Below are 24,531 nucleotides of genomic sequence, written 5' to 3' on the forward strand. Positions count from 1 at the left end.
GCAGGAATGCCACGCAAACCCCGCGACTTAGCCGTGATCGCGCTGCCAGATCTGCCAGCGGAACTTGGCCTCGCGCAGCGCATCCATGAAGGCAATCGCATGGATCATGAAACCGCCAGCATAGCGGCCCACGAAACTATGCTCGGGCGTGGTCAGGTTATAGCTGACCCAGGCCAGCGACAGCGCGGTAAAGGCCATCATCAGCCCCCGCCCCGCCTGCCCGTTGAGCACCTGCCCCATGCCGGTGAGCCCGGCCGCCACAATGCCGACGATGAGCGGCCGGTAGGGCCGTGGCTCTGCGATCCTGTCGGTCATGCCGCGCCCTCCCCCAGCTCTGCCAGATCCGCCGCCCGCGCCAAAAGCGCCTGCGCGCCGGCCCGGTCGATCTCGGCCCGCTCGAACCGCGCCAGCCGCGTGGTGAGGTAATGCCCGCGCTCGGTCTCGGCCACCCGCCATGTCAGGCGCACGCCCTTGGGGGTCATGAGCAGCTCCTTGGCCCGATCCTCCGCAAAAAACTCCAGCGCCGGATCCGCGAGACGCGCGGCCCAGTCCTCAGCGGCCCCCATATTCGAGGCCTTGAGGCTCAGCTCGGGCGGAAAGCCCGGCGGCGGTCGCATGTGATGGTCAAGCTCGCCATGCGGCGAGAAAAATTCGGTATTGGACGCCCGTTTCATCAGGCTCAGCACGCCACCAATGGCGACAGGGCGATGCAGCGTCGCCTGCAGCCAGAGCACCGGCAGCTTGCGCAGCTGGATCATATCGACCACCAGCCGCAGCTCGGCCCGATGGCCCGCATAGGACCCGATGAGCGACGGATAGCCCGCGTGATCATGCTGCAGAACCTCGCCCTCGAGCGCCCCCCGGCAGCCCCCCAACAGATCATGGCGGCGGCTCTTCTCCTGACGCTGATCGCGCAGAAAGGCCGCGCCGAGACCGACGATCCCGACCGAGGCAATGGCAATGGCGGCGGCAGTCATGATGGCAATCTCCCCCTTGAATTTGCTGCGCGGCCCCGCCTTATGACAGGGCCGCGCCTTGGCTCAATAGCCCTGCGGTTTCGGCCAGTTCATGGTGAACTGATCCGCCCGGCGCACGTATTTGTAACGATGCATCGAGAACCACAGCGACACCACCACATAGAACAGCATCATCGCCAGAAGCTGTGTCCCAAAGCCGAGATAGGTGGCAAAGAAGGTGGTGATACAAAGCAGCATCAGCACGATTGCCGGGATCGGGTGGAACGGGTGGACATAGCCGCGCCGGATCGAGCCCAGCGGCCATTTGCGGCGGAACATGATCATGTTGATCGGCATAAACGTATAGCCCAAGAGACCCGACAGGATCGAGAAGGTGATCACCTGATCCAACAGCCCGGTGAAGGCAAAGCTCACCGCGATGGGAATAAGGAACAGGATCGACCGGTAGGGCGTGCGATAGCGCGGATGCACCGCGCCGAACCAATGCGGCATATAGCGGTCACGCCCCATCGAGAACCACGCCCGCGACGCATCGTTGATACAGCCATTGGCCGAGGCCGTGGCGGCAAAGAGCGTGCCGACAAAGAGGAACACCTGCAATGTGGTGCTGCCCGTCATCCGCGCCGCATCATAGAGCGGTACGGTGGCCTGACCGAGATACTCCCACGGCAGCAGCCCGGAACAGACATACCAGGTCAGCGTCGCCGCGATGAGCAGCGTCATGATCCCGGTCATCGTGCCCAAGGGCAGCGAGCGGCTCGGCGAGCGGACCTCTTCGGCGGCCTGACAGGTGCCTTCGATGCCGAGATAATACCAGATGCCGAACTGAAACGCCGCGATGACCCCGATCCAACCATAGGGCAGATCGGTGAGCAGGTCGCTGTGCTTGAGCACCGCCCCCGCCGTCCAGGGCTGAACCCCAACGAACAGGATCACGATGGTGACAAAGGCCGCCGCCGTGATGATGAAGTTGAGCGTCAGCGTCATGAACACGCCGCGATAGTTGAGAAAGGCCAGCATCGAGATGATCAGGATCACGAAGGGCTTGGGATCCAGCGCGTCATAGCCTGTCTGCTCGGCCAGAATGGTCAGCAAATCGCCCACGATAAGCGCATCCGCCGCCTCGAGCATCGTGTAGGCCATCACCAGATAGAGCCCCACGTTAAAGGCCATGAGCGGCCCCATGATATGCTTGGCCTGGGCATATTGCCCACCGGCGGCGGCCACGGTCGAGGTCACCTCCGAGTCGATCATCGCAACGCAGGTATAGAGCAGCCCGATCACCCAGCAGGCGATAAGCGCGCCCATGGCGCCGCCCTTGCCCACCGAAAAGTTCCAGCCCATGAATTCGCCCACCAACACGATGCCGACGCCGAGCGCCCAGACATGCACCGGCCCGAGCACCCGCAACAGTCCGACGCGGTCGGGCTCGGCGGCGGCGCCTGAAACGGCGGCGGGATTTGACGTTTGGTCTACCATCGATCAGCCCTCCCGCGCTTCGGGGACATCCCCATGTTCGAGCAATTCATCAATGCCTTCGCGCGACGACAGAAGCGTGTCCTCGTCATATTCGCGATTGACCCTGGCCGCATCGACCAGCATCCACAGCAAGAGACAGGCCGAGGCCGCCCAGGCTGCATATTCAAGTAAAATCCACATTGGGTTTCCTTTTCTCAGCCCGGGTTCAGTGATCGAATTTTTCGGCAATCACGTCGCGATATTCCTTGTCGGAGACGCGCACGAGAAAGACGAAATAGCCGATGATGACCGCCGCGGTGAGCAACAGCATCAGCGGATCGATGGAATAGTCGAACTTGGTGGTGATGATCTCGGCGGCGGTGTCGGGCGTATAGCCGAGCTTTTCCCACTGCCCCTGCATCACCTCATTCTGTTCGAGCGTTTCCCAGCTCACGGTGTCGGGCATGACATTGGTGCTGCCGGCACCTGTCAGGCCAAGGATCAGCGGCGTGAAAAGCGCCACATAGACCAGAACCAGCAGGAAGGCGGAATCGAAAAACTGCCCCGCTCCAGACTGTTTCGGGGGTTCATAACGAGGTTTCATCTGTGTCTCCCTCAGCCGCGCTTTTTGGCGGTGCGCATCTCGTCGAGATGGCGAATGTCGAGCCCGTAGATAAAGCTCTTTTCATGGCTGTAATGGCGGATCATCGCGGCGATGGCGGCGGTGTTGAACAACAGGACCAGCGCCCCCGCGATGATGAGAACGGTGGCGATGGGACCACCGCCGATGATGGCGTAGATCTGGACAAAGACAAAGAGCACGACCGCCCAGAGAACCACCACAAACGCCCAGGCGAACAGCCTGTCCCCCGCAAACATCCGTTCTATTCGGATCTTCATATCGTCAGACATCCAATTCCTCCCTTTGGATTTTCTCTGTTGGAAACTTTTTTTATTTAGAAGAATAGTTTTGCTTTGCTTAAAAAATCAACGTTTTTCTCGCAAAGCGGGCGAGACAAACGTGTCACACAGCCCATCCGCGGGTGAGGAAACGCAAGCAACCCACTGTAACAAAAAGAAAACGGCCCGGAAACTCCGGGCCGCTCTGCGATCTCATTTGAACACAAACTGATTAAGGATTGACCAGTTAGACCCCGGCTGGATTGTCGATATCATGGCCCATTTCGCGCAGATCGGCATAGCGGTCGCCGATCCGATGGTTCGGATGGCCGCCGATCGACGCGCCGAGCGCCAGGATGATCTCGTCATCGGCGGGCGCGTCCGGCACCACCGTGTGAATGGTCTGGTAATGCGAACGCCGCCCGCCATCATCCTTATCCATCAAGGGGATGATAAGCGAAGTTCCTGCCGCGCCGCGCGTGTTGGCAAAGGCGAGATAGGATTTCGCCTTGACCGCATCGCGGAATTTATTGCCGAACCACAGCGTATGGGTGAGCCCCTGCCCATGCTCCTGCTCGCCACCCATTCCGACCACCGAGGCCTTGCCATAGCCTTCGAGCCGGTCGCCCGTCACCGCGAGAATCATCTCGGTCAAAAGCTGGCCCAACACCGGCCCATGTTCACGGATCTCGGGGCTGAGATCCTCGACATGGCCGCGCCCGTACCAAGGGTTGCCGATGATCGCCATGGCCGCAACCAGCGTGGTGGGCTCGGCCACCTCTTTCCAGCCTTCCTTATGGGTGGTCTGCACCGTGGTCAGGGTGCGGCGGATATCAATCGGCATGAACGAGTTCCTTGTCGGCAAAGGCGGGCATCACCCGGTCGATGAAGAGTTGCAGCGAGCGTTTCTGCTGCGCCATATCGAGCCCCATGGAGGCGTAATAGATGAAGGCATCGACGCCGAGCGCCTCATAGGCGCGCAGCTTTTCGGTCACCGCCTCGGGGCTGCCGAAGGTGAGGTTCTCCTCCAGCATCTCGGGGTTGACCCGCGCATTGCCCTCAAGGCTCTCGAGCGCCACCCGCTCGGGGAAGCCATTTACCACCTCGCCCGATTTGGTCATCAGATTGCCGAATTGCGCCAGCGCCACGCGCAGGCTGTCGAGGGCGTTTTGCCGGTCGGCCTTGGTCTCATAGACGCAGGTGTGCCGCATCAGCGACCAGCGCCCGTCATAGCGCCCGCCGTTCTTGGCAATCGCCTCGTCGAGCCGCTGACGATAGGCCACGGCCTCGGACATCGGCATGGTCAGCGGCCAGCTCATGATGTTGCAGCCATGTTCCACCGCATAGTCAAAGGTGATCGGCGCCCGCGCCGCGACCCAGACCGGCACCTCGTCCTGCACCGGCTTGGGACAGGCGGTGGCGGTCGGAAACTGCCAGAACTCGCCGTCATGGGCGTAATCCCCGGCCCAGAGCTTCTGGATCACCGGCAGCGCCTCTTGCATGTAGCGATAGCTGTCGCGCTGATCGAGCCCCGGTTTCATCCGGTCGAACTCGCGCTGATAGGCGCCAGAGCCGATACCGAACTCGAGCCGCCCGCCGCTGATCAGATCGAGAAACCCGGCCTCGCCCGCCAGGTTGATCGGGTGCCAATAGGCGGCGTTGGCCACGCCCACGCCAAGGCGGATGTTTTCCGTGTGCTCGGCCCACCATGTCAGGATCTGGAACGGGTTCGGCGCGATGGTCATCTCGATCGCATGATGTTCCGCCGCCCAGACGATCTCGAACCCTGCGGCATCGGCCATCTTGACCATCTCGAGCGTATGGTCGCGCACCGCCGCCATATCCGTCTCCGGCGTCATCCTTTCGAGGTTTATGGCCAGGTGAAATTTCATCCCTTAATCTCCGGTCAACTCACGGCTGCCTCATGCGGCCCTCGGCATCGCAGCCCGTGTTGGCCTTTAAGGTGACACAGGCGTTGACTTCTTGAAAACGAAATGTTTTGCGGTATTAATTCGACAAATCCGAATTGAGGTCCCTCCCCCATGAACATCGTCTCGCTGCGCACCTTCATCGCCATCGTCGACACCGGCAGCCTCGTGCGCGCCTCGCAAAAGATGAACGTGACCCAATCCACCGTCACCGCGCGGCTCAAGACGCTCGAAGAGGGGCTGGGGCAGATCCTGCTCAACCGCCACAAATCCGGCATCACCCTGACGCCTGCGGGCACCAAGCTCTTGCGCTATGCGCGGATCATGTCGGGGCTCTGGCGGCAGGCGCAATACGAGACCGCCCTGCCCGCGGGCCTCAGCTCGGTCTGCACCTTTGGCTGCGACCGCGAGCTTTGGCACGGGCCGGGGCGCGCCTTTCTCGACGGGGTGGTGTCGGGCCATCCCGACATGGCAGCCTCGGTCCAGCAGGGCAGCGGCCGCGATCTCGAGGATTGGCTCAATTCGGGTCAGGTCGATGTCATCATGACCTATGAGGCGGTGACAAGGGGCCGCCAGACGATCCACCCGCTGCCCGCCGAGGAACTGGTCCTCTATGCCGACAGGCCGGACGCGCCAATCGACTGTTATCCCAAGTATATTTTCGTGGATCACGGCGAGGATTACCGCCGCCAGCATGCCGAGACCTATCACGACGCGGGCATCGCCCGGATCAGTTTCGACAGCTCATGGTGGGCGTTGCAGCACCTTCTGGAGCGCGGCGGCTCGGCCTATCTGCCGCGCCCTCTGGCCGCGCCCTATGCCGCGCGGGGCGAGATACACGAGCTTTCCGCCCCGATCTATGAGCGTAAGAAATACCTGATCGTCTCGGATGAGGCGGCGGCCAGTTGGGACTGGTTCCCCGGTCTGGTAGAACGGCTCGGCACCGGGGGCTAAGCCCCGGCGCGGCAGTGCGAGGACATCGGCGCTTACTCGGCCTCGTCCATTTTGGTCGCGTTGAGATGGGCGTAATTCTGCGGCCCGATCTTGTCGAGCAGGTCGAGCTGCGTCTCGAGAAAATCGATATGCCCCTCTTCGTCGCGCAGCAGATCGTCAAAGAGATCCTTGCTCACGTGATCGCTCACCTCGGCGCAATATTCACGGGCCTCGCGATAGAGCTCGCGCGCCTCATGTTCCGCCGCCAGATCGCATTCGAGCGTCTCTTTCGGCGTCTCGCCAATGCGCAGCGCATCGAGCTTTTGCAGGTTCGGATGGCCCTCGAGGAAAATGATCCGCTCGATGAGCCGGTCCGCGTGGTTCATCTCTTCGATGCTTTCCTCGCGGCTTTTCTTGGCCATATGACCAAGGCCCCAGTCTTCCTGAAGCTTGTAATGCACCCAGTACTGGCTGATCGCCGTCAGCTCGCTGCGCAGTGCCCGGTTCAGATAATCGATGACTTTCGCGTCGCCTTGCATGTCTGGTCGTCCTTTGTTGTCCGCGCCCGAAGACCGCGGAGCTCCATGGGAACTTCTAGATTAGCGTTCTTGCGCATGGTGGCAAGAAAGAGCGGCATGCACCCGCCGCAATCGGCCTGTTTCCCCAAGGCGCGATAAATCTTGCCCGGCGTGATCAGCGCGGCGCTGTCCGAGGCGCGCATCCAATCGATGGCAGAGTTGATATCGCGGTCAGAGATGTTCTGGCACTGGCAGACGATCATGCGGGGCTCACTTGGTCAGGATCAGCTTTCCGGCGCGGGTGATCCGCAGCGTATAGAGCTGATCGCCCAGCTGGATACGCGCCTGATCGCCGCCCTCGGTGAGGTCGGTGGCTTTGTAGACGGGATAGGTCTCGATCGGTTCAGAGAGGATTTGCTTGGCCATCATTGTGTGACCCTTTCGGTTTGTGTCTGGCGTATCGAGATGATCCAGAAACCGTTCCAGCCCCTCCCCGGAGGCCATGCAATCGCAGGCCCCGATAAGAAGATCGGCTCGGCTGTGAGAGGTCATCTGATACTGTGTCATTTCAGGCCTCGCGGCCTCCTTGCATCACTGGCGTCTCATCGGGCTGAGCCGGTCCCCGGGGATCGCCCCCGGGCAGCTTGGCTAGACGATTCCTTTTCTGATTTATTCTGTCAGATATGTCAATCCGACTTTTTTAGTCAGAATTGAAGCGTGCCAAGGTTTTCGCACCCGCCCGCACGCGCGGGGATTTGCGCGCCCGCCGCGATGCGCTAAGGCTGCGACATGGTATCGCTGTCCCAGATCGAACTGCTCCTGCCGGAGCTGCGCGCCTTTGCTCAGGCGATCGGAGACACGCGCGACGATGCCGAAGACCTCGTGCAGGATGCCATCGAACGCGCCCTGCGCGCCGCCGACCCGCCCGGCAAACTCTCCGAGCTGCGGCCCTGGCTTTTCCGGGTGATCCGCAACCTGCATTATGACGAGCTGCGAAAAAGACGGGTGCGGCGGGAATATTTGGCCGATGCCATACGTCAGTCAGATATCGCCGCACCGCAGGCCGAGACCGAACGCGATGTGCTGTTGCGGCGCGCCTTTGACCGGCTGCCGGCGGAGCGGCGGGAGATCTTGTTTCTCGTCGATGTGCTCGGGTTGAAATACAGCGAAACGGCTGAGGTGCTCGGTCTCGCCCCCGGCACGGTGATGAGCCGTCTGAGCCGCGCCCGGCGCGCGCTTCTGGCGCTGGTCGACGGCGATGAGGCACCACAGGATGAAACACCAGCTACGGGAAAGAGCGCAGAACATGCACGGTCTGAGTGACAAGGATTGGGAGGCGCTGAGCGCCTATCACGACGGCGAATTGCCGGCCCCCGCCCGCGCCGCGCTCGAGGCGCGGCTCGCCCAGGAACCCGCCCTCGCCCGCGCCCTGGCCGAGATCACCGGGCTGAGCGATGGGCTGCGCCGCCTGCACCCGGTACAACAACCTGCCGCCGTTGCGGAGGCTCTTACGCCCGCCATCGCGCCCCCGGCCAACCTGCCCCACGCTCCGTCCCGCCTGTTGCGGTTCGGCGCGACGGCCACGGCGCTTGCCGCCTGTCTCACGCTGGCCATCGGGCTGGCCTCGCTGCTGCATGACACCACCCCCGGCCCCCGCGCGCTCCATCAAGAGCTGAGCACGCTGGACCTCAGCCCCGAGGCCCAGCTCACCCCCGCCGCCCTGGGCGACTGGCCCGATCTCGGCGCGGCGCGGCTCGCCCCCGTGGCACAGCGCGACCTCCCCGGCGGCACCATGGCCCATTACAGCGGTCTCAACGGCTGTCGGCTGAGCTATTTCCGCGGCCCAAACCTGCCCGCGCTGGACCGCACAGACGGCACGCCGCCTCAATCCGCCACCTGGCAAACCGCCGACGGGCTCTATCACCTGATCCTCGCCAGCGGCATGGACGCGGCCCGGTTCGACGCCATCGCCGCCTATCTCGAACATCTGAGCCGTGGCGAGGCCGGCGGCTCACAGCTCGCCGCGCTGTCGGACAAAACAAAAACCGCCACCCCATGTCTGGGGTGACGGCTCTGCCTCTGGCGCGAACAGGCTAACAGGGACACTCACCAAACGCGCCCGCGACATCTCGGCCCGAACCGTTACTCCGGCGTCGGGAAATTCGGGCGGTCCTCGCCGTAATTGGTGGCGAGATAGTCGAGAACAGCGCTGAGATCGGGCTCTTCGAGTGCGCTCATCCCCTGTTCTTCCACCATCCAGTCGAGCATCTCTTCCCAGCCCTTCCGGGTCAGCCCCTGCTGCGCCACGATCATTTCCGAATGACACGCAGTGCAGGCATAGAACGTCTCTTCCGCACCGGGACCCGCGACCAGCAGGCCGAACTCCTCCGACCCGGCTTCGGCGCCGGTCTCGGCACCGGTTTCAGCACTGGCCTCTTGCGTCGCCGCAGCCGCGCCAAAACGCATCGGCTCCTCCGAATGGCTCGCCAGATAGGCGATCAGCGCCGCGCGATCCTCGGGCTTCTTCAGCCCCGGAAAGCTCATCCGCGTGCCTTTGACCTCATCCTTCGGCTTCTCCAGAAACGCATCGAGCCGCTCGGGCGACCATGCGCCGCCATACTCGCTCAGCGCGCCGGAATATTTGAACCCTTCGCGCGCTGCCACCGGGCCGCCCACGATGTCATAAAGGTTCGGACCGCTGCGCGATTTGCCGTCTTTCTCGACCGTGTGGCAGGCCTTGCACTTGCGGAAAATCTTCTCGCCCTCGGCCACATCCGCCGCTGCGAGCAATTCGTCCAGACCGGCCTGCGCGGGCAGCGCCGGCATCAGCAGCACCAGCGCGGCAAGCGCCGGGCGCGACATGGAAAACATCATCGTCATCTCCTTTGAAATGGGTGGGCGGCCGGGCCCCTATGCGACCTGACCGCCTTACCTGTCTTGCAGCTCAGGGGCTTAGCTCACGCGCAGCCCGACCCGATGCATCGTGTTGTTGAGATAGCCCTTGGGGTTCCAGTCGATGGCAAAGGGCTGCATTTCGCCGGCGCTGTCCTTGGCGCGGGCCCAGACCTCGTAATAGCCCGCCTGCGGGAATGTCACCTGCGCCCGCCAGTTCTGCCAGGCCCCGGAATTGACCGGAGCATCAAGCTCGGCCGCCTGCCATGTGGTGCCGAAATCGATGGAAATCTCGAGCGCCTCAACCGTCCGGTCGCCCGACCAGGCATGGCCGCGCACCTCGGTCTCGGTGCCGATCTCGGCCCCGTTCGCCGGGTGGGTGATGAGCGATTTGACCGGCATCCGCTCGATGATGACGAAATCCTCGGTCTCGACCTTTTCGCCGGGCGCCACCGGACGGTTCGGCAGGCGATAGGCGGTGCCGGTCATCTTCGGCCCGTCATGCACCACATCGCGCAGCTCGATCCGGGTGAGCCATTTCTGCGCCGTCGACGCAGGCCAGCCCGGCACCACGAGACGCAGCGGCGCGCCATTCATCGGATGCAGCTCGGCGCCGTTCATCTCGAAGGCGATCAGGATATTGTCGGTCATCGCCTTGGCAATCGGCATGCCGCGCGAAATCGGCAGCTTCTCCGGGTCGCCCGAGAGATGCGTATCGGCGCCGTAATGCGCGGTATAGACCACGTTCGATTGCACCCCCGCCTTCTCGAGCACATCCTTGAGCCGCACGCCGGTCCACTCGGAACAGCCGACCGCGCCATAGGTCCATTGGTTGCCCTTCGCCGGCGGATCAAAGGCCGCGCGCCCATTGCCCCCGCATTCGAGCGTCAGCGCCATGGTGACCACTTCGAACTGATCGCGCAGGTCCTGAATGCTGAGCTCGAGCGGCGTGTCGACAAACCCGTCGATGGTGAGCGTCCAGCTTGCCGCATCCACCTCTTCGGGCGGGATGCCGTTGTTGCGGATGAAATGCCGGTTCGTCGGCGTGATCGCATCGTCGAGCAGCTCGGGCGGCGTCTCGGCATTGACCGGCCGGTCATTGAGCAGCGTGAGACCGTCCTTGCCGACGAGGACATCTTCCTGCGCCATGGCGGCGGGGACAAAGCCGATGGGCATGTTGCGATGGAACGGGATCGAGGTGCCGACCATGGCCGCCATTGTGGCGAGCCCGGTGTTGCGCAGAAAGCCGCGCCGGTCGGGATTGGCCACCCGGCCAAAGAATTCGCGATCCGCGCGCTCGGGGTCTTGGGCGAAAAACTCGCGCAGGCTGCGGGGTTTCTGATCTTGGTCTGACATGGTCACCTCCCTGAATTGATCCCTGACGGCATGCCATCGGATACCGCCATTCAGGTAAGAGACGCCCCGCCCCCCGTGATTATTCCGCGCCCTGCGATTTTTTTTCGCATTCCGCCGTTTTTTTGGGCGCACCTCTCCGCAGGCCCCCCGCAGCACGCCGATCCCACCAACGCAAAAGGCCGCCGGATCGCCCCGGCGGCCCCAAAAAACCCACTGACCGCGATCTCAGTCGCAGGCGGCGGTCACGATCATCTCGACCTTGAGCGTCTCCCGCGCAAGCTTGGCCTCGCCACAGGCGCGCGCCGGCGCATGACCCGCAGGCACCCAGGCGTCCCAAACCGCGTTCATCTCGGCAAAATCGGCCATATCCGACAGCCAGATCACCACCTGCAGCATCTTCTCGGGCGACGAGCCCGCCTTGTCCAGCAGCGTCTCGATGCGCGAGATACAGTCACGGGTCTGTTCGGCCACGGTGTCCCCGTCGCCCACCTGACCACAGAGATAGGCCACGCCATTATGCTTGACGATCTTGCTCATGCGGGTCGCGGTGTCGATACGTTCGATCAATGGGTCTCTCCTTGAATTGGGGCAAATCCTTCGCCCTCTTGCATCTGCGCCAACTCGCCCAGGGTGACGGGCTTGATCGGCGCGCGAATTCGGTAATAGCCGGTCTCATCCTCGGACCGCCCATGCGCCTCGGCCAGTAGCGCGGTCACGGTCAAGCCGCAATAGCGCCCCTGACAGGGGCCCATGCCCGGACGGCCAAAGGCCTTGGCTTGGTTCGGCCCGAGACAGCCGAGCCGCGCATAGGCGCGAATGTCGCCGGCGCTGATCTCTTCACAGCGGCAGATGGTCACCGCATCCTCGGGGCGCAGCGCGCCCGCGTAGGGCGGATAGGCCGCGTCGAGAAAGGGCCGCGCCGCCAATTCCCCCCGGCTCGCCCGGCGCAGCGGTACAGCCCGCAAATCGCGGTCGCCCGTCGTGATCTTACCCGCCGCGCAGGCGATATCGAGCGCCGCCAGACGCCCGGCGATCTCGGCCTGTTTCGCGCCGCCGATCCCCGTGCCGTCGCCCGCCATCCAGATGCCCGGCTGCTCTGTCGCGCCCCAGGCGTCGCATTGCGGCAGAAATGCCCGCTGCGCCCGGTCCCAGCGATGCGCGATGCCAATCGACCGCGCCGCCTGCGTGTTCGGCACCACCCCGTGATGCAAGAGCACCGTGCCACACGCAATGCGATGCGCCTGCCCGCCTGCGGTGAACCGCACCGCCTCGGCGGCCTCGCCCCCCTCGATGGCAATCTCGCGCGCGCCGCGATAGCGCACCACCCCGGCGCGGCGGATCTCTGCGAGCATCCTTGCCCCCTTGAGCAGATAGCGCCAACCGCGCAGCGCCCCCGGCAAATGCCGCAGCGCCCCGGTGAAATCCTCTCGCGTCTGGGTCTCGACCAGCGCCAGCGGCGGCACGCCCGCCCGCACCATCTGCGCCGCGATGAGATAGAGAAGCGGCCCCGATCCCACCAGAACCGCGCGCCGCGCCACCATCCCCGACGCCTTGAGCAGGATCTGCCCCGCCCCGGCGGTCATCACCCCCGGCAGCGTCCAGCCCGGCATCGGCATCGGCCGCTCCAGCGCCCCGGTCGCGATCAAGAGCCGCGCGCCATGGATCTGCGTCGCCCGCCCCTCACGGGTGCAGGAAACCGAAATCCCCTCTGCCGCCTCCTCGATGGCCCAGACCACCGTGCCCGCCATATGGCGGATCCCCGCCGTGTCGATGCCGCGCACGAGATCAATGCCGTGCATGTAATCCGCCCCGAGGATATCGCCGCGCCGCGCCGCCGCCCGCTCCACATCGCGGTAAATCTGGCCGCCCGCACGCGGCTGTTCATCCAACAGCGCCACCGAAAGACCGGCCTCCGCCGCCTCACGCGCCGCCGCCAGCCCCGCAGGCCCGGCCCCCAAGACGATCAGATCATAGCGCATCCTGGCCCTCCCGGCTTTGATGCGCGGGCCGGATATCGAGCCCCGCGCGCACCTCGATCATGCAGGCCTGCCGCGCCACGCCCTCGATCTCGACCAGACAGTCGAAACAGGCGCCCATCATGCAAAACGGCCCGCGCGGCGCCCCCGACACCGGCGTGTCACGAAACCGGTCGATCCCCGCCGCCAGCAGCGCCGCCGCCAGGTTCGCCCCTTCAGGCAGATCGAGCGGCGCGCCGTCCCAATGCACGGTGACGGTGTCGCCCGCCTCAAACCTCTCAAAGCGTGAAACGGTCTTCACTGAACACCTCCAGATTGGGCGCGGCCTCGGTCGCGTCGAGCCACTCGGGCAGGAACCGCGCATGGGCCGCAGAGAGCGTGATACCGCTGTGACAGGTGACCAGATAGGCCCCCGGCATCTCGCGGCTCTGTTGATAGATGGGCAGCCCGTCCGGCGTTAGAATGCGCAGCGCCGCCCAGCTCCGGACGAGCTGTGCCCGCGCCAGAAACGGATAGGCCGCCACCGCCTCGGCGGCGAGATGCGCCACCCCCGGCGTGGTCACCCGGTCGTCATGGCCCACCTCTTCATTGGTGGCACCGATCTGAATACCGCCCTCATCCACCTGCCGCGCGATGAGCGAGGGCCGATTGATCATCTTTGGCAGTTTCTCGGTGATGAGAACCTGCCCGCGCTGTGGCCGAACCGGCGCCTTGAAGCCCAGCTGCGGCCCGATCTGCGCCGCACCGAGCCCGGCGGTCACCACCACCTTGCCCGCCTCAATCACCGTGCCATCGTCGCAGGTGAGACGAAACCCATCGGGCTTGGCCGCCTCGACGACCCGTCGGCCATTGACCACCCGGCCGCCCCGCTTGCGCACCCCATCCGCCAGCGCCACCAAGAGGCGCAGCGGGTTGGTATGCCCGTCCTGATGATGCAGGATCGCCGCCGCCACCTTGGGGCCAAGATGCGGCTCTTCCCGGCGCAGCGCATTGCCGCGCAAAATCTCATAGGGGTAATTGCCGCCAAGCTTGGACTTGAGCGTCTCATATTGCGCGACGGTTTTCTCCAGCGTTTCATCCGAGAAATGCAGGTCGAGCCCGCCTCTCTGATCGAGCGGAATGTCGCGCCCGGTCTCCTCTGCGAGCTCTGCGGCATAGCCCGCCCAGGCCGCCGCCGAGCCTTGCGACCATTCGGCATAGCGCGGCTGGGTCATGCCCTTGGACTGCACCCAGACGAGACCGAAATTGCCCCGGCTCGCGCGAAACGCCCCGTCCTCGCCGTCGATCACGATGACCTTGTGCCCCCGGCCCAACAGGCCCCAGGCCACCGACAGCCCGACGATGCCCCCGCCAATGATCGCGTAATCCGCCTGCATTCCGGGCGTCCCCCCAGCTTGACCTTGATTGAAAACGGGACGGCATGGTGCACACCGCCCCGCGTCTCTTATGGCTTACTTGTTGATCTGATCAAGAATGCCCTGGCCCCATTCGGCCCCCACATCCTCGAGAACCACGGGCCAGACCTCGGCGCGGATTTTGTCGGACATCGCCTTGAGCTGTTCATCGCTGAGCGTCACCACCTCGGCGCCCAGCTCATCTGCGAGCTTGGCTTCCCACGTGCCCTGATCTTCCTCGGCCACGGTCCAGCGCTTGGCTTCGAACTCGGCCGCCGCGGTCTTGAGCGCCTCTTGATCCTCGGCATCGAGATCGGCCAGCGACGCGTTCGAGATGATCATATACCAGACCTCGAAATGGGTGTTGGCGGGGATATAGGTCTTGGTCACATCGCGGAACGAGGCATAGTAGCCCTCGGCCCCCGACCCGATCACCCCATCGACGACACCGGTCTGGATCGAGGTGAAGGCCTCGGAGAACGGAATGGGCGACGGGATATAGCCCAGCGCCTCACCGGTGAGCTGAAAGCTCTTGATCCCCGGCACCCGCACCTTGATGCCGTTCTTCTGCGACGGATCGCCGGGATGCACCGCCTCGGTGTTGAGGGAAATCCCGCCGAAATAGACCGGATAGGCCGCCAGCATGGTGATGTCCTGCGCCTGGTAGAGCTCGGCCATCACATTGCGCACCGGGCCATCCGGCCCATAGATCGCCCGCGCCTCGTCCCAGGTGTTGGCAAGATAGGGGAACGAGCTGATCTGCATCCGCCGGTCGGCCCCGGCCCCGGCGGGCTGGGTCGCCATGTCGATGGCACCGACGCTCACCCGCTCTTGCACCGTGGTGTAATCGCCGAGCGCCGAAGCCGGGAAAATACGGATCGTCACATCGCCTGCGGTGGCCGCTTCGACATCGGCGGCAAAGGCGCGCAATTCCTTGTCGATCGTGGTGTCCTGCGGGCGCACATGGCTCATCTTGAGATCGGCCGTCTGGGCCATCCCCGCCAGCGCCATCAGCGCCGCCACAGCCGTTCCAGTCATAAAGCGTTTCATGGGTATACCTCCTGTAGGTGTTGGTTTTCTTTGCAGATCAGTAGCCGAACAGCCGCGGCAAAAAGAGCGACAGATCGGGCCAAAGAGACGTGAGGAACACAACCGGCACATATCCGGTGACAATCAGGATCATCGCGGGCTTGATCACCTTGGTGACCTTCACCTTGCCGATCCGCGCCCCGAGATAGAGGATCGAGGCATAGGGCGGCGTCACCCCGCCCATCGCCGTGTTGACCCCCATGATCGCGGCGAACTGCACCGGGCTCACCCCGATGGCATTCATCAAGGGCAGCAACAGCGGCGCAATCAGGATGATCGCGGTCACGTCATTGACCACCATGCCGACGAGAAAGAGCAGGATGTTGATGAGGATGAGCAGCAGAACCTTGTTCTCGGTGATGCCGAAAATGGCGCTGACGAGCTGTTGGGGAATGCTCTCATAGACATACATCTGGCCGAGGATCATCGAGAAGAGGATCATCACCATGATCGCCCCCACCGCCGTCGCGGCCTCTTTGCCCGACAGAAGGAAGGTCTCCCAGTTGAGCCCCTTGTAGACGAAGAACCCGACCGGGATCGCATAGATCACCGAAATCGCCGCCGCCTCGGTGGGCGTCATGATGCCGCCATAGATGCCGCCCAGGATGATCACCGGCATGAAGAGCGCCGGCATCGCATAGACGCCGCGCCGCCCGACCTCACCGGCGAACTCGCCGAAATTGGGCTTTTCATCCAGCTTCAGGTCGAACTTGCGCGACATGAAGATGTTGACCACCGAAAAGTTGAACATGATGAGCAGCCCCGGCCCCAACGTCGCCAGAAAACAGGCAAGGATCGAGGTGTCGGTGACCCAGCCATAGACGATCATCGTGACCGACGGCGGGATCAGCAGGCCAAGGATCGAACTGTTGGCAATGAGCGCCGTGGCATATTCCCGTGGGTAGCCGCGCTTTTCCATCTCCGGGATGAGCAGCGGCCCGATGGCCGCAATCCCGGTGAGACCCGAGCCCGAGATCGCGCCAATGACCGCACAGGACACCGCCGCCACCACGCCAAGCCCGCCCCGGACATGGCCGATGAACGCGTTGACGAATTTGAGCAGCGCCGCCGCGATGCCGCTCGCCGACATGATCGTGCCCGCCAGGACAAAGAGAGGAATGGCCAGAAGCACCGGGTTGCCCAGCTGCTGCACCCCCCAGAGCATCATGCCCCGCATCGTCACATCGCCGATGAAATACATCACCATCAGCGCCGCGCCGAAACAATAGGGCAGCGGCACGCCCAGCGTCAGGGTGATCACCAGGACCGCAATGGCCAAAAGTGCGATCTCGATCATTGCGGCTCTCCTTTGGCCAGGTCGCGGATATGGCGGATCATGTGCCAGACCGTGTAGACCATCATCAGCGTCAGCCCGACGACCAGCGCCACATCAGAATAAAAGGTTGGAATGTAGAGCGTCGGGCTCTCCTTCCAGATGCGCCAGGCATAGCGGGTGAACTCCCAGGCCCAGCTCAGCAGCCAGAGCCCGACGATCAGGCTGATCACCTCGCCGATGATCGCGAGGATGCGATGCTGACGCGGCGTGGTGAGCCAGATTTCAAGGACATTGGCGCGGATATGCGTGTTCTCGCGCGACGCGTTCACCGCGCCGAGGATATAGAGCCAGACGGTCGGATAGAGCATCGTCTCTTCCAGCCCCATCACCGGCACCTGAAAGACATAGCGGGTGATCACCTGCACGAACTGGCCGAGCGCCACAAAGACGATCAGCCCGGTCAGCAGGTATTTCGAGAATTGATCCATGGCCCCTCCGATTCCCCGTTGGCGCTCTGCGGCGCTGGTTGTCGGCGATATCACTGGACGAGGCCCATCAAATCAATTTAAAAAATATTGTGAATCCATCAACTCAATTTATGGGGTGTCATGAACCTGTCGATCCGCCAAATCGCCACCTTCCGCGAAGTCATGCGCAGCGGCTCGATCTCGCAGGCCGCGCGCAGCGTCGGCCGCACCCAGCCCGCCGTCTCCGCCATGATCGGCACGCTCGAGGACGCGCTGGGCTTTGCCCTCTTCATCCGCGAACATGGCAAGCTCACCCCGACCCCCGAGGCCCAGTTTTTCCTGGAAGAATGCGACGCGATCCTCGCCCGGCTCGACCGCACCAAGGACACGCTGCGCCGGATGAAAACGTTAGAGACCGGCACGCTGCGCATCGCCTGCCACCCCGCCGCCTCGAGCCGCTTTCTCCCCGGTCTGCTCACCCGGTTTTTGGCCGACAAGCCCGAGGTCGAGACCGCCTTCATCATGCGCTCCTCCGGGGTGATCGAGGATCTCATCGCCTCGCAGCAATATGATCTGGCCCTGGCCGAAACGCCCCAGCCCCGCGCCTCGATCCGGCAGGTGGATTTCGATATGGATCACGTCTGCATCCTGCGCCAGGACGACCCGCTCGCCGCCCGCGACGAACTCACCCCCGCCGATCTCGCCGACCGTCCGCTGGCGCTGCTCTTTGACGACCACCCGGCCACCATCGCCACCGACGCGGTCTTCCGCGCCTGCGCCATCCGCTACCGCCGCCGGTTCGAGCTGCGCACCTATCAATCGGGCCTGCCCTTCGTCGAGGAAGGGCTCTGCTACATGATCTGCGACCTGATCACCGCCTATAGCCAGATCCACCAACGCCCCGAGAGCAACCTCACCATCCGCCGCTTCCGCCCCCGCGTCCACGGCAGCATCTCGATCCTCTCCCCCGGCTACACCACCCCCACCCTCCTCGCCCGCAGCTTCCACCAATCCCTCACCGAAGCCCTGCACCAAATGCAACGCGAGATGTCCGAAGTGGTGGGGGGATGAGGCCACCTCTATGAAGGGGAGAAAGCCAAGCGCCAGATTGGCGAAGCTTGGGCCGAGGCCAGCAATGGCCACTGCTTGTTCTGCATGCCGACTGAAAGAGGCTTCGATCTGATTGATCGGACGATTGCTCAAGAGTGTGGGCAGGAAATACCTGCCCTCTCCTTAATTTAACAATCCATCTTCCTTGAGGCGACCATAGGCGGCACGAATTGCGTCCTCACCGAAGGTGTTTCTCTTGTTTTCGTTCCAACTCATCATTTCGTCGATGATCTTTTCGACTGGGTAGTGCCCTTCATGATGTGCCAGCCAATGAACAGAGGAAAGCAGTTCAAGCCCATACGGGCTTTCGTAGCCTTGAATGAGTTTACTCAAACGATCAATGATTTGTTCGCTGCCATGATCAGATTCACTCAAGAACTCATCAGCTACGGCGCAGCCGCTGGGGGTCACATGAGCTTGGCGATCTCCCGTCAGAAAACCACTGATCATTCCGTGGTTCTCGAGGGCAACGTAAGCCTTCTTTAAGTTTTCAGAGTAGGGTCCATAGAGATTTCGGGCGAACTTCAGCTTAAAATCAACACCAAAGGCTTGCAGGAAATACGCGATTTTCTGCAACGAAACTCTATCGAACGAACCGTCAAAATATCTCTCCAGGTCGCTCAAGCCCCTCAACAGCATGGCCCGCGCATAAGTCATGGGTAAGTTGGAATGAAGATGCTCAGGTTCATCCATTGAATCTTTCGGAGGAAAAACCACGATTTCAACGTCTTCTAAGTCCGACAGCTTCGATAGAATTAGCGGTTTCACGTCGGACCAGTCGAGGCCACCATTGCCACACCCAAGAGGAGGGATAGCAATAGACTTGATACCGTGCGTGGTTATCTCTCCTCGAAGAGCATCCAACCCATCTTCCACATAAGAGATTTTTGACTTCGAGCGCCAATGTGCCTTAGTTGGAAAGTTGACAAGATATCGGGGGCCTTCCGATGGAAAGAGTTCCTTCGTGTCGAAGATGAACATTCGACCCGGTATCAGCTCTTTGTTCTCACATAGTTTCCTGTAGGCCTTGAAGTTTGCTGGCCAGCGCTTTTTGAACTCCAGCGCGACTCCCTTCCCCATCACGCCAACACAGTTCACTGTGTTGACCAAAGCCTCGACAGGCTCGGAGAACAGATCACCGCGTTTGAATGTAATGGTCATCGAACAAAGCACCCTGGTTTCTCCAAGACGGGGGTTCCCCACCCTGAGGTGTCTACTTGCGCCTGAATTGTCCTCTTCATGCCATCCGAAGGCACAACAATGCAAGTTACTTGCTGAAGCGACACCGCGTCCTTCACCAAGAACTCAGCCATGCGCTGCTGCTTGCGGAGCTGGTATTTAGGAGGTGGGAACTTGTTGAAAAAGAACTTGCAGACACCATCATATCCAATCTCCGGAATCCGGGCGGTAAGCGGGTAGTCATCAAACACACTCCAATGAACATGCGTTTCTAACTGGCCAATGTCTGCGCTGAGCGTCGGCAGAGGTGCCATGGAATTCAGAGGATAGTCACTGAAACAATATGGGGCACCTGAAGCTGGAAACCCATCCGTGCGGCAAACTATAAAGGCTCTATCGTCCAACTTGGACATACCCAATTTGACACCATTTGGGTCGATCACTTCCACGCTCTCTCGATGGATGGAGCAAGTGAACGATGTCAAAGGGGAGAAGTAGAAAGCGACATAGTCATTAACTACACCACCGTATGGCAGTGTGAATGCACCAGTGCTACGCAATCCAACCAAGCCGGGTAGGCTTGTTTGGTGACACCTTTGCGGCGCCCCATGATTCTTGGATCTGATTTCTCCATCCGCCAGGAAGGTCGGGATGTCCCTGTAGTCAACTTGGCGAAATGCAAATCGATCAGGCATGAAAATGACTCACTTGTTTCAATCACCGAGACAACACATTGTTTTTCAGCCACCTTCAACCCAGAGTGATTGTCGCTGGTGTCTTTCTCAGCCTCCTCGCAGACGATGGTCAGCCTGTTCTTCGAAACTGGACTTGGAATTACTCCGGTCCAAGCGAAGACTGTCAGTCTCGACCACCACACAATCCTGAAATAAGCTCTTTGCAGTCCCGGGCAATCAACCGATGAGGTGCAATAACAGACAAACCGCCAACACATTGCTTCTCTTAGAGAAAATGGTGCCCGGGGGCGGAATCGAACCACCGACACGAGGATTTTCAATCCACTGCTCTACCCCTGAGCTACCCGGGCATGGGGAACGGTGATCCGTTCGGGTGCAGGCGTTCTAGGGCAGTGTTTCGGGGGTGTCCAGAGGGTTTGAGAAAAAAATCAATGCGGTTTCACATCGCCGTCGTCGCGGGCCTTCAGCGCGGCATCGAGCGCCTCTTCCATATCCTCCGGATCGTCCGAGGGAATGGCGTAGCTGCCCGACAGCCACTTGGCCAGATCGACATCGGCACAGCGCTTGGAACAGAAGGGGCGAAACCGCTTGTCGGTCTCTTTGTCGCAGATCGGGCAGCTCATCCCGCAGCGCCCTCGAGCAACGCGGCGAGCGCGATCCGGTCGCGTTTGCGCTGCAATTCGTAATGGCCAAGCGGCGTCCAGCCGACGAGCGCGGTTTCCACCTGATCGGCCCGGAAGGCGGCGCGCAGCGTGCTCTCAAAGCCGCGCCGGTCCTTCTTGGGCATCGGCGCCAGATCGAGCACCACCTGCCCGCCAAGCCCCCGCAGCCGCAGCTGACGCGGCAATTCCCGCGCCGCGGCGAGATTGGCCTTGTGCCCCGCCGCAGGCGAGGTGTCGCCGCCGGTGTTCACATCCACCGCCACCAGCGCGCGGGTCGGCTCGATCCACATCGACGCCCCACCCGAGAGCGGCACCGCATCCTGGCGCAGCGCCTCGAGCTGGTCGAGCACCTCTTCGCGGGCAAAGCCGCCCGGCTCGGTGATCACATCCGCCGGCATCGCCCAGTCGCGCCAGGCCAGCCCATGCGGCCCGTCGCCTTCGAGCAGGACTTCCGCCGCGCCCTCGGCATCTGCGGTGATCTCTTCGGCCAGGCTCCGCATCGCCGCGATATCCTCGGCGATCTCTTCGGCCTCCGCCTCTTCCGCCGCCGAGCGCAGGATAAGCCCCATGGCGCTGCCCTCCATCCCGGCATGGGCCAGCTCCAAGAGCGCATCGCGGCGGTCGTCATCGCGGATCGACCGGCTGATGTTGAGCCCCGGCGCCTCGGGGGTGACAATCGCATAGCGGCTCTTGAAGAGGATCTTGGCGGTGACCGGGATGGCCTTGCCCGGCTCGGCATGGCCTGTCACCTGCACCAAAAGCGTCTGACCGGGGGCGAGCCCCTTGATCTGCCGCAGGAACGCCGTGCCATCGGGGGTGGTGAGGAACATCCCGCCCTGCCCCTTGACCGGCCGCTGCGCCACGGCGCGATAGATCGTGCCGAGACGCGGCGCATCGCCGCCATCGATCAGCAGATCGGCAAGCCGCCCGCGATCCATCAGGGCCGCCGCTTCGCGCCCTTCATAATGATCGAGGATAATCGTGTGGTCCGTCATGTGCCGCTCTTCCAGATGGGATAGCCCGCCGCCTGCAGCAGGGCCGATGTTTCCGCCAGGGGCAGCCCGACCACGGCGGTAAACGACCCGCCGATCCAGGGGATCAGCGCCCCGGCCGGCCCCTGAATGCCATAGCCGCCCGCCTTGCCCTGCCAGTCGCCCGTGGCGATATAGCCGTCGATCTCGTCTTGCGAGAGGGATTTCATCCGCACCGAGGTCACCACATCGCGATGCCAGAGCCGCGCCCCCTTGCGCAGCGCCACCGCGGTGATCACCCGATGCCGGCGCCCCGACATGGCCGCCAGAAAGCCGCGCGCCTGCGCCTCATCCTCGGGCTTGCCAAGAATGCGCCGCCCGAGCGCCACGGTGGTATCGGCGGCGAGCACGATATCGCCCTCGCCCGCCGCCACCGCACGCGCCTTTTCACAGGCCATACGCAGACAATAGGGGCGCGGCAATTCACGCGGCTGTGGGGTTTCGTCGATATCGGCGGGACGGATGTCATCCGGCACCACGCCGATCTGTGCCAGAAGGTCCCGTCGGCGCGGGCTGGCGGATCCAAGGATCAGCTGCATGACTGCCCCCGCGCCGGACGTGGATTATTTGAAACGATAGTTGATCCGACCCTTGGTCAAATCATAGGGGGTCATTTCGACCTGTACCTTGTCGCCAGCCAGAACACGGATGCGGTTCTTGCGCATCTTGCCTGCCGTATGTGCGATGATCTCATGGCCATTCTCTAGCTCGACCCGAAACGTCGCATTGGGCAGGAGTTCCTTCACGACACCGGGAAATTCGAGCGTATCTTCCTTGGCCATGTTGTCTCCTCATAGACAGTTCTCCGCTGAATTCCGCGGATCGCGCTCTACATGGTCCTGTTTCCGCAGTTTTTCAAGCGGATTGTCACCCAAGGGTCACTTCTGTGACCTCGCGGACGCGCTCGGGCTGCTCGTCCCAGTGGCTCCGGTTGAGAACCCCGCCATCGGCGCGCACCTCCGCCACCCGGCCAAGATCGACCTCGCCCACCGTCCAGCCCGGCGTGTTGAGCGTGCCTTCGGCAATCACCCCGGTCGAGGGAAACCCCCGGTCCGGCGGGCCGAAAATGCCCCCCATGCCGACGTTTTCATCCACCGCGGGGCACCAGGGCGCAGGTCCGACGATCGACGACATGGCGGTGACGCATTGCTGTTCCAGCGCCCGCGCCATCGATCCGATCCGCACCCGCCAATAGCCCGCCAGCGCCTCTGTGGCCGAGGGCACGAGGATCAGCTCCGCTTCGCTGAGCGCCCGCGCCAAGAGCGGATATTCGCTGTCATAGCAGATCAGCACGCCGATCTTGCCAAGCCGCGTGTCAAAAAGCTGCAAGGGCCCGCCCGGCACCACGTCCCAAGGGTCGCGTTCGAATCGGGTCATGATCTGCTTGTCCTGCACGCCGACGCCGCCCGTCGGCGAAAAAAGCCGCGCCCGGTTCACCGGACGCGCGCCATAGGCCTCGTCAAAGACCGGGGCAGACGCCGCGAGAATATGCACCTTGTAGCGGCTCGCCAGCTCGGAATGGAGCGCGTCCGCCTCGCCGATCCGATCCGACACAGCGTGCAGCGACCGCTCCAGATCGCCCGCCGCCTCCGGCCCGTCGAGCATCGCCAGCTCCATCGCGCCATATTCGGGAAAGACGAGGATCTCCGCCCCCGTCTGCGCCCCGCGCGACACCCAATCCTCGAGCTTGGCGGCATAGGCGGCCCAGTCCTTCAGCGGGTCGAGCGAATAGGCGGCGGTGGCGACTTTCATATCGGGCTCCTCGGCATGGCGCGTCCCCCCTGAGGTAGCCCGCCACCGCGCCCCATGCAATGCCCGCCGCGCCGAAAACCCGCACGAGGATCGGCGCCCCAAATCCCGCTCAGGGCCACATCTGCGCCGCATGCAACACACGCAGCACCATCACCGAGGTCGCGTCTTCGGCATAGACCACGATATAGTTGGGCCGAACGACCAGCTCCCGCGTCCCCTCAACCCGGCCCATACGGCCGCGTTTGGGATGCGCCGAAAGCTGGCCGACCTTGTCTTGAATTTCCGTCATCACGGCGAGGGCTGCGTCCGGGTTGTCATCCGAGATGTAATCGACAATCGCCATCAGATCATCGACCGCCGGAGCCAGCCAGCTCAGGTCAGGCACCGCGCTTCCCGTCGATCAGCGCCCGCGCCTCTTGCATCACCTGATCCTGCGGCTTTGCCGGGCGCGGATCGGCCAGCGCCTCCTGCACCTTGGCCCGGAACCACGCGTCATAGCTGTCCGGATCGGCCGTCAGACCGGCAGGCAACCCGCCCTCCGCCGCCACCCGCGTCAGCAGGATGCGAACCGCATCCGAGAGCGTCAAACCGACACCCGACAGCGCCTCGGCGGCCTGCGCCTTGAGCTGATCATCTACGCGAACATGAAGCATCGAGGTTTGCGTGGCCATGGCACGATCTCCTGTATCTCCACCCAATATAGGTCTCAATTGAGATACACTCAAGCCAGCTTGGGAACATGCCCATGCCCATAGAAAAACCCCGGACGCGCAGCGCGTCCGGGGCCTGAACACAAGAACACTCTTAAGGTCTTCACACAGAATTTCGGTTACACCGCCGATGACAATCTGCCGTTGAGACAGGATGCACTGGCTCCGAAACACCAAGTACAGGCGCGCCATACTTGGCGCCCTCCCCGCAGCGCTTCCACATCTCCG

General features: G+C 62.9%; 33 protein-coding genes and 1 tRNA gene. 4 read left to right on the forward strand and 30 right to left on the reverse strand.

Features of this window, described 5'->3' with window-relative positions; genetic code table 11:
- Window positions 1-27 precede the first annotated feature (27 nt).
- From ISM_RS00960 to ISM_RS00990, 8 genes are all read right to left on the reverse strand, one after another.
- Window positions 28-315: a hypothetical protein gene (locus ISM_RS00960; protein ID WP_009812219.1), complete on the reverse strand. Its 288-nt coding sequence runs from the start codon at window positions 313-315 to the stop codon at window positions 28-30.
- Window positions 312-977, reverse strand: a complete 666-nt coding sequence (locus ISM_RS17625; RefSeq protein WP_009812220.1) for a hypothetical protein — start codon at window positions 975-977, stop codon at window positions 312-314. The genes ISM_RS00960 and ISM_RS17625 overlap by 4 nt, the downstream gene beginning before the upstream one ends.
- 63 nt (window positions 978-1,040) lie before the next feature.
- Complete coding sequence (locus ISM_RS00970) at window positions 1,041-2,456, reverse strand: APC family permease (protein WP_040617744.1); 1,416 nt, start codon at window positions 2,454-2,456, stop codon at window positions 1,041-1,043.
- 3 nt (window positions 2,457-2,459) lie between these two features.
- Window positions 2,460-2,636, reverse strand: coding sequence for a hypothetical protein (locus ISM_RS18345; protein ID WP_009812222.1), 177 nt, complete (start codon window positions 2,634-2,636; stop codon window positions 2,460-2,462).
- A 25-nt stretch (window positions 2,637-2,661) separates the two neighbouring features.
- Window positions 2,662-3,039, reverse strand: a complete 378-nt coding sequence (locus ISM_RS00975) for a hypothetical protein (RefSeq protein WP_009812223.1) — start codon at window positions 3,037-3,039, stop codon at window positions 2,662-2,664.
- Between the two features lie 11 nt (window positions 3,040-3,050).
- Window positions 3,051-3,347 carry a hypothetical protein gene (locus ISM_RS00980; protein WP_040617745.1) on the reverse strand — a complete coding sequence of 99 codons (297 nt, stop codon included), beginning with the start codon at window positions 3,345-3,347 and terminating at the stop codon, window positions 3,051-3,053.
- Window positions 3,348-3,582: 235 nt separating this feature from the next.
- Complete coding sequence (locus ISM_RS00985) at window positions 3,583-4,179, reverse strand: amino acid synthesis family protein (protein WP_009812225.1); 597 nt, start codon at window positions 4,177-4,179, stop codon at window positions 3,583-3,585.
- Window positions 4,169-5,227 carry an LLM class flavin-dependent oxidoreductase gene (locus ISM_RS00990; protein ID WP_040617746.1) on the reverse strand — a complete coding sequence of 353 codons (1,059 nt, stop codon included), beginning with the start codon at window positions 5,225-5,227 and terminating at the stop codon, window positions 4,169-4,171. Before ISM_RS00990 ends, ISM_RS00985 begins: the two co-directional genes overlap by 11 nt.
- Window positions 5,228-5,377: 150 nt before the next feature.
- Between ISM_RS00990 and ISM_RS00995 the strand changes: the two genes are divergently transcribed.
- Entirely contained in the window at window positions 5,378-6,217 is an 840-nt protein-coding gene (locus ISM_RS00995; protein WP_009812227.1) for a LysR family transcriptional regulator, read from the forward strand.
- 32 nt (window positions 6,218-6,249) lie between these two features.
- Here the strand turns inward: ISM_RS00995 and bfr are convergent, their stop codons facing one another.
- From bfr to hemP, 3 genes are read right to left on the reverse strand one after another with little or no spacing between them, the layout of a single operon-like run.
- Window positions 6,250-6,735: a bacterioferritin gene (gene bfr / locus ISM_RS01000; RefSeq protein ID WP_009812228.1), complete on the reverse strand. Its 486-nt coding sequence runs from the start codon at window positions 6,733-6,735 to the stop codon at window positions 6,250-6,252.
- Window positions 6,702-6,977: a (2Fe-2S)-binding protein gene (locus ISM_RS01005; RefSeq protein WP_009812229.1), complete on the reverse strand. Its 276-nt coding sequence runs from the start codon at window positions 6,975-6,977 to the stop codon at window positions 6,702-6,704. Before ISM_RS01005 ends, bfr begins: the two co-directional genes overlap by 34 nt.
- 7 nt (window positions 6,978-6,984) lie before the next feature.
- A complete protein-coding gene (hemP, locus tag ISM_RS17875) occupies window positions 6,985-7,143 on the reverse strand; it encodes a hemin uptake protein HemP (RefSeq protein WP_083780950.1) in 159 nt (52 codons plus the stop codon).
- Window positions 7,144-7,503: 360 nt separating this feature from the next.
- Here hemP and ISM_RS01015 point away from each other — a divergent pair, with 360 nt between their 5' ends.
- Both ISM_RS01015 and ISM_RS01020 read left to right on the forward strand, forming a co-directional pair.
- Window positions 7,504-8,037, forward strand: coding sequence for an RNA polymerase sigma factor (locus tag ISM_RS01015; protein ID WP_009812231.1), 534 nt, complete (start codon window positions 7,504-7,506; stop codon window positions 8,035-8,037).
- Entirely contained in the window at window positions 8,021-8,782 is a 762-nt protein-coding gene (locus ISM_RS01020) for a hypothetical protein (RefSeq protein ID WP_009812232.1), read from the forward strand. The genes ISM_RS01015 and ISM_RS01020 overlap by 17 nt, the downstream gene beginning before the upstream one ends.
- Before the next feature lie 74 nt (window positions 8,783-8,856).
- Here the strand turns inward: ISM_RS01020 and ISM_RS01025 are convergent, their stop codons facing one another.
- From ISM_RS01025 to ISM_RS01065, 9 genes are all read right to left on the reverse strand, one after another.
- Window positions 8,857-9,588, reverse strand: coding sequence for a c-type cytochrome (locus ISM_RS01025; RefSeq protein WP_156783282.1), 732 nt, complete (start codon window positions 9,586-9,588; stop codon window positions 8,857-8,859).
- Window positions 9,589-9,666: 78 nt separating this feature from the next.
- Window positions 9,667-10,962 carry a sulfite oxidase gene (locus ISM_RS01030; protein ID WP_009812234.1) on the reverse strand — a complete coding sequence of 432 codons (1,296 nt, stop codon included), beginning with the start codon at window positions 10,960-10,962 and terminating at the stop codon, window positions 9,667-9,669.
- Window positions 10,963-11,187: 225 nt separating this feature from the next.
- Entirely contained in the window at window positions 11,188-11,529 is a 342-nt protein-coding gene (locus ISM_RS01035; protein WP_009812235.1) for a RidA family protein, read from the reverse strand.
- Window positions 11,526-12,941 (reverse strand): FAD/NAD(P)-dependent oxidoreductase, encoded by a 1,416-nt coding sequence (locus tag ISM_RS01040; RefSeq protein ID WP_009812236.1) that lies wholly within the window; start codon window positions 12,939-12,941, stop codon window positions 11,526-11,528. Before ISM_RS01040 ends, ISM_RS01035 begins: the two co-directional genes overlap by 4 nt.
- Window positions 12,931-13,239, reverse strand: a complete 309-nt coding sequence (locus ISM_RS01045) for a (2Fe-2S)-binding protein (RefSeq protein ID WP_009812237.1) — start codon at window positions 13,237-13,239, stop codon at window positions 12,931-12,933. Before ISM_RS01045 ends, ISM_RS01040 begins: the two co-directional genes overlap by 11 nt.
- Window positions 13,217-14,314, reverse strand: coding sequence for an NAD(P)/FAD-dependent oxidoreductase (locus tag ISM_RS01050; RefSeq protein WP_009812238.1), 1,098 nt, complete (start codon window positions 14,312-14,314; stop codon window positions 13,217-13,219). Before ISM_RS01050 ends, ISM_RS01045 begins: the two co-directional genes overlap by 23 nt.
- Before the next feature lie 75 nt (window positions 14,315-14,389).
- Window positions 14,390-15,382, reverse strand: coding sequence for a TRAP transporter substrate-binding protein DctP (gene dctP, locus ISM_RS01055; protein WP_083780869.1), 993 nt, complete (start codon window positions 15,380-15,382; stop codon window positions 14,390-14,392).
- Window positions 15,383-15,419: 37 nt separating this feature from the next.
- A complete protein-coding gene (locus ISM_RS01060) occupies window positions 15,420-16,718 on the reverse strand; it encodes a TRAP transporter large permease (protein ID WP_009812240.1) in 1,299 nt (432 codons plus the stop codon).
- Complete coding sequence (locus ISM_RS01065) at window positions 16,715-17,185, reverse strand: TRAP transporter small permease (RefSeq protein WP_009812241.1); 471 nt, start codon at window positions 17,183-17,185, stop codon at window positions 16,715-16,717. The genes ISM_RS01060 and ISM_RS01065 overlap by 4 nt, the downstream gene beginning before the upstream one ends.
- A 120-nt stretch (window positions 17,186-17,305) precedes the next feature.
- Between ISM_RS01065 and ISM_RS01070 the strand changes: the two genes are divergently transcribed.
- The gene (locus ISM_RS01070) at window positions 17,306-18,235 is read left to right on the forward strand and encodes a LysR family transcriptional regulator (RefSeq protein WP_009812242.1); all 930 of its coding nucleotides are present in this window, start codon (window positions 17,306-17,308) and stop codon (window positions 18,233-18,235) included.
- Between the two features lie 162 nt (window positions 18,236-18,397).
- Here ISM_RS01070 and darG read toward each other — a convergent pair whose 3' ends face one another.
- The 10 genes from darG to relB all read right to left on the reverse strand — a co-directional run bounded on the left by darG (window position 18,398) and on the right by relB (window position 24,264).
- Window positions 18,398-19,435 (reverse strand): type II toxin-antitoxin system antitoxin DNA ADP-ribosyl glycohydrolase DarG, encoded by a 1,038-nt coding sequence (gene darG, locus ISM_RS01075; protein ID WP_009812243.1) that lies wholly within the window; start codon window positions 19,433-19,435, stop codon window positions 18,398-18,400.
- Window positions 19,432-20,148 (reverse strand): DarT ssDNA thymidine ADP-ribosyltransferase family protein, encoded by a 717-nt coding sequence (locus tag ISM_RS17880; RefSeq protein ID WP_083780870.1) that lies wholly within the window; start codon window positions 20,146-20,148, stop codon window positions 19,432-19,434. Before ISM_RS17880 ends, darG begins: the two co-directional genes overlap by 4 nt.
- A gap of 275 nt (window positions 20,149-20,423) precedes the next feature.
- Window positions 20,424-20,498, reverse strand: a tRNA-Phe gene (locus ISM_RS01085).
- Window positions 20,499-20,576: 78 nt separating this feature from the next.
- Window positions 20,577-20,771 carry a DNA gyrase inhibitor YacG gene (locus ISM_RS01090; RefSeq protein WP_009812245.1) on the reverse strand — a complete coding sequence of 65 codons (195 nt, stop codon included), beginning with the start codon at window positions 20,769-20,771 and terminating at the stop codon, window positions 20,577-20,579.
- Window positions 20,768-21,805 (reverse strand): ribonuclease E/G, encoded by a 1,038-nt coding sequence (locus ISM_RS01095; RefSeq protein ID WP_009812246.1) that lies wholly within the window; start codon window positions 21,803-21,805, stop codon window positions 20,768-20,770. The genes ISM_RS01090 and ISM_RS01095 overlap by 4 nt, the downstream gene beginning before the upstream one ends.
- On the reverse strand, window positions 21,802-22,380 hold the full coding sequence (locus ISM_RS01100; RefSeq protein ID WP_009812247.1) for a Maf family protein: 579 nt from the start codon (window positions 22,378-22,380) through the stop codon (window positions 21,802-21,804). Before ISM_RS01100 ends, ISM_RS01095 begins: the two co-directional genes overlap by 4 nt.
- A 24-nt stretch (window positions 22,381-22,404) precedes the next feature.
- Entirely contained in the window at window positions 22,405-22,623 is a 219-nt protein-coding gene (gene infA / locus ISM_RS01105; RefSeq protein ID WP_005978431.1) for a translation initiation factor IF-1, read from the reverse strand.
- An 85-nt stretch (window positions 22,624-22,708) separates the two neighbouring features.
- Window positions 22,709-23,593: a carbon-nitrogen hydrolase family protein gene (locus ISM_RS01110; protein WP_009812248.1), complete on the reverse strand. Its 885-nt coding sequence runs from the start codon at window positions 23,591-23,593 to the stop codon at window positions 22,709-22,711.
- Between the two features lie 109 nt (window positions 23,594-23,702).
- Window positions 23,703-23,978 carry a type II toxin-antitoxin system RelE/ParE family toxin gene (locus ISM_RS01115; RefSeq protein WP_009812249.1) on the reverse strand — a complete coding sequence of 92 codons (276 nt, stop codon included), beginning with the start codon at window positions 23,976-23,978 and terminating at the stop codon, window positions 23,703-23,705.
- The gene (gene relB, locus ISM_RS01120) at window positions 23,971-24,264 is read right to left on the reverse strand and encodes a type II toxin-antitoxin system RelB family antitoxin (protein WP_009812250.1); all 294 of its coding nucleotides are present in this window, start codon (window positions 24,262-24,264) and stop codon (window positions 23,971-23,973) included. The genes ISM_RS01115 and relB overlap by 8 nt, the downstream gene beginning before the upstream one ends.
- Window positions 24,265-24,531: the final 267 nt, after the last annotated feature.

It is taken from the genome of Roseovarius nubinhibens ISM (assembly GCF_000152625.1).
Lineage (GTDB): Bacteria > Pseudomonadota > Alphaproteobacteria > Rhodobacterales > Rhodobacteraceae > Roseovarius > Roseovarius nubinhibens.

Bases quoted from the DNA above. Each gene is read 5' to 3' on its own strand.
- ISM_RS00960 (WP_009812219.1), bottom strand. From the start codon at position 315: ATGACCGACAGGATCGCAGAGCCACGGCCCTACCGGCCGCTCATCGTC.
- ISM_RS01095 (WP_009812246.1), bottom strand. From the start codon at position 21,805: ATGACGGACCACACGATTATCCTCGATCATTATGAAGGGCGCGAAGCG.
- ISM_RS01070 (WP_009812242.1), top strand. From the start codon at position 17,306: ATGAACCTGTCGATCCGCCAAATCGCCACCTTCCGCGAAGTCATGCGC.
- ISM_RS00985 (WP_009812225.1), bottom strand. From the start codon at position 4,179: ATGCCGATTGATATCCGCCGCACCCTGACCACGGTGCAGACCACCCAT.
- ISM_RS00990 (WP_040617746.1), bottom strand. From the start codon at position 5,227: ATGAAATTTCACCTGGCCATAAACCTCGAAAGGATGACGCCGGAGACG.
- ISM_RS00970 (WP_040617744.1), bottom strand. From the start codon at position 2,456: ATGGTAGACCAAACGTCAAATCCCGCCGCCGTTTCAGGCGCCGCCGCC.
- ISM_RS01110 (WP_009812248.1), bottom strand. From the start codon at position 23,593: ATGAAAGTCGCCACCGCCGCCTATTCGCTCGACCCGCTGAAGGACTGG.
- ISM_RS01100 (WP_009812247.1), bottom strand. From the start codon at position 22,380: ATGCAGCTGATCCTTGGATCCGCCAGCCCGCGCCGACGGGACCTTCTG.
- ISM_RS01015 (WP_009812231.1), top strand. From the start codon at position 7,504: ATGGTATCGCTGTCCCAGATCGAACTGCTCCTGCCGGAGCTGCGCGCC.
- ISM_RS01020 (WP_009812232.1), top strand. From the start codon at position 8,021: ATGCACGGTCTGAGTGACAAGGATTGGGAGGCGCTGAGCGCCTATCAC.
- dctP (WP_083780869.1), bottom strand. From the start codon at position 15,382: ATGAAACGCTTTATGACTGGAACGGCTGTGGCGGCGCTGATGGCGCTG.
- bfr (WP_009812228.1), bottom strand. From the start codon at position 6,735: ATGCAAGGCGACGCGAAAGTCATCGATTATCTGAACCGGGCACTGCGC.
- ISM_RS01090 (WP_009812245.1), bottom strand. From the start codon at position 20,771: ATGAGCTGCCCGATCTGCGACAAAGAGACCGACAAGCGGTTTCGCCCC.
- ISM_RS17880 (WP_083780870.1), bottom strand. From the start codon at position 20,148: ATGCCTGATCGATTTGCATTTCGCCAAGTTGACTACAGGGACATCCCG.
- ISM_RS01005 (WP_009812229.1), bottom strand. From the start codon at position 6,977: ATGATCGTCTGCCAGTGCCAGAACATCTCTGACCGCGATATCAACTCT.
- relB (WP_009812250.1), bottom strand. From the start codon at position 24,264: ATGGCCACGCAAACCTCGATGCTTCATGTTCGCGTAGATGATCAGCTC.
- ISM_RS00980 (WP_040617745.1), bottom strand. From the start codon at position 3,347: ATGTCTGACGATATGAAGATCCGAATAGAACGGATGTTTGCGGGGGAC.
- ISM_RS17625 (WP_009812220.1), bottom strand. From the start codon at position 977: ATGACTGCCGCCGCCATTGCCATTGCCTCGGTCGGGATCGTCGGTCTC.
- ISM_RS01060 (WP_009812240.1), bottom strand. From the start codon at position 16,718: ATGATCGAGATCGCACTTTTGGCCATTGCGGTCCTGGTGATCACCCTG.
- infA (WP_005978431.1), bottom strand. From the start codon at position 22,623: ATGGCCAAGGAAGATACGCTCGAATTTCCCGGTGTCGTGAAGGAACTC.
- darG (WP_009812243.1), bottom strand. From the start codon at position 19,435: ATGACCATTACATTCAAACGCGGTGATCTGTTCTCCGAGCCTGTCGAG.
- ISM_RS00995 (WP_009812227.1), top strand. From the start codon at position 5,378: ATGAACATCGTCTCGCTGCGCACCTTCATCGCCATCGTCGACACCGGC.
- ISM_RS01050 (WP_009812238.1), bottom strand. From the start codon at position 14,314: ATGCAGGCGGATTACGCGATCATTGGCGGGGGCATCGTCGGGCTGTCG.
- ISM_RS01040 (WP_009812236.1), bottom strand. From the start codon at position 12,941: ATGCGCTATGATCTGATCGTCTTGGGGGCCGGGCCTGCGGGGCTGGCG.
- ISM_RS01065 (WP_009812241.1), bottom strand. From the start codon at position 17,185: ATGGATCAATTCTCGAAATACCTGCTGACCGGGCTGATCGTCTTTGTG.
- ISM_RS00975 (WP_009812223.1), bottom strand. From the start codon at position 3,039: ATGAAACCTCGTTATGAACCCCCGAAACAGTCTGGAGCGGGGCAGTTT.
- ISM_RS01025 (WP_156783282.1), bottom strand. From the start codon at position 9,588: ATGATGTTTTCCATGTCGCGCCCGGCGCTTGCCGCGCTGGTGCTGCTG.
- ISM_RS18345 (WP_009812222.1), bottom strand. From the start codon at position 2,636: ATGTGGATTTTACTTGAATATGCAGCCTGGGCGGCCTCGGCCTGTCTC.
- ISM_RS01030 (WP_009812234.1), bottom strand. From the start codon at position 10,962: ATGTCAGACCAAGATCAGAAACCCCGCAGCCTGCGCGAGTTTTTCGCC.
- hemP (WP_083780950.1), bottom strand. From the start codon at position 7,143: ATGATGGCCAAGCAAATCCTCTCTGAACCGATCGAGACCTATCCCGTC.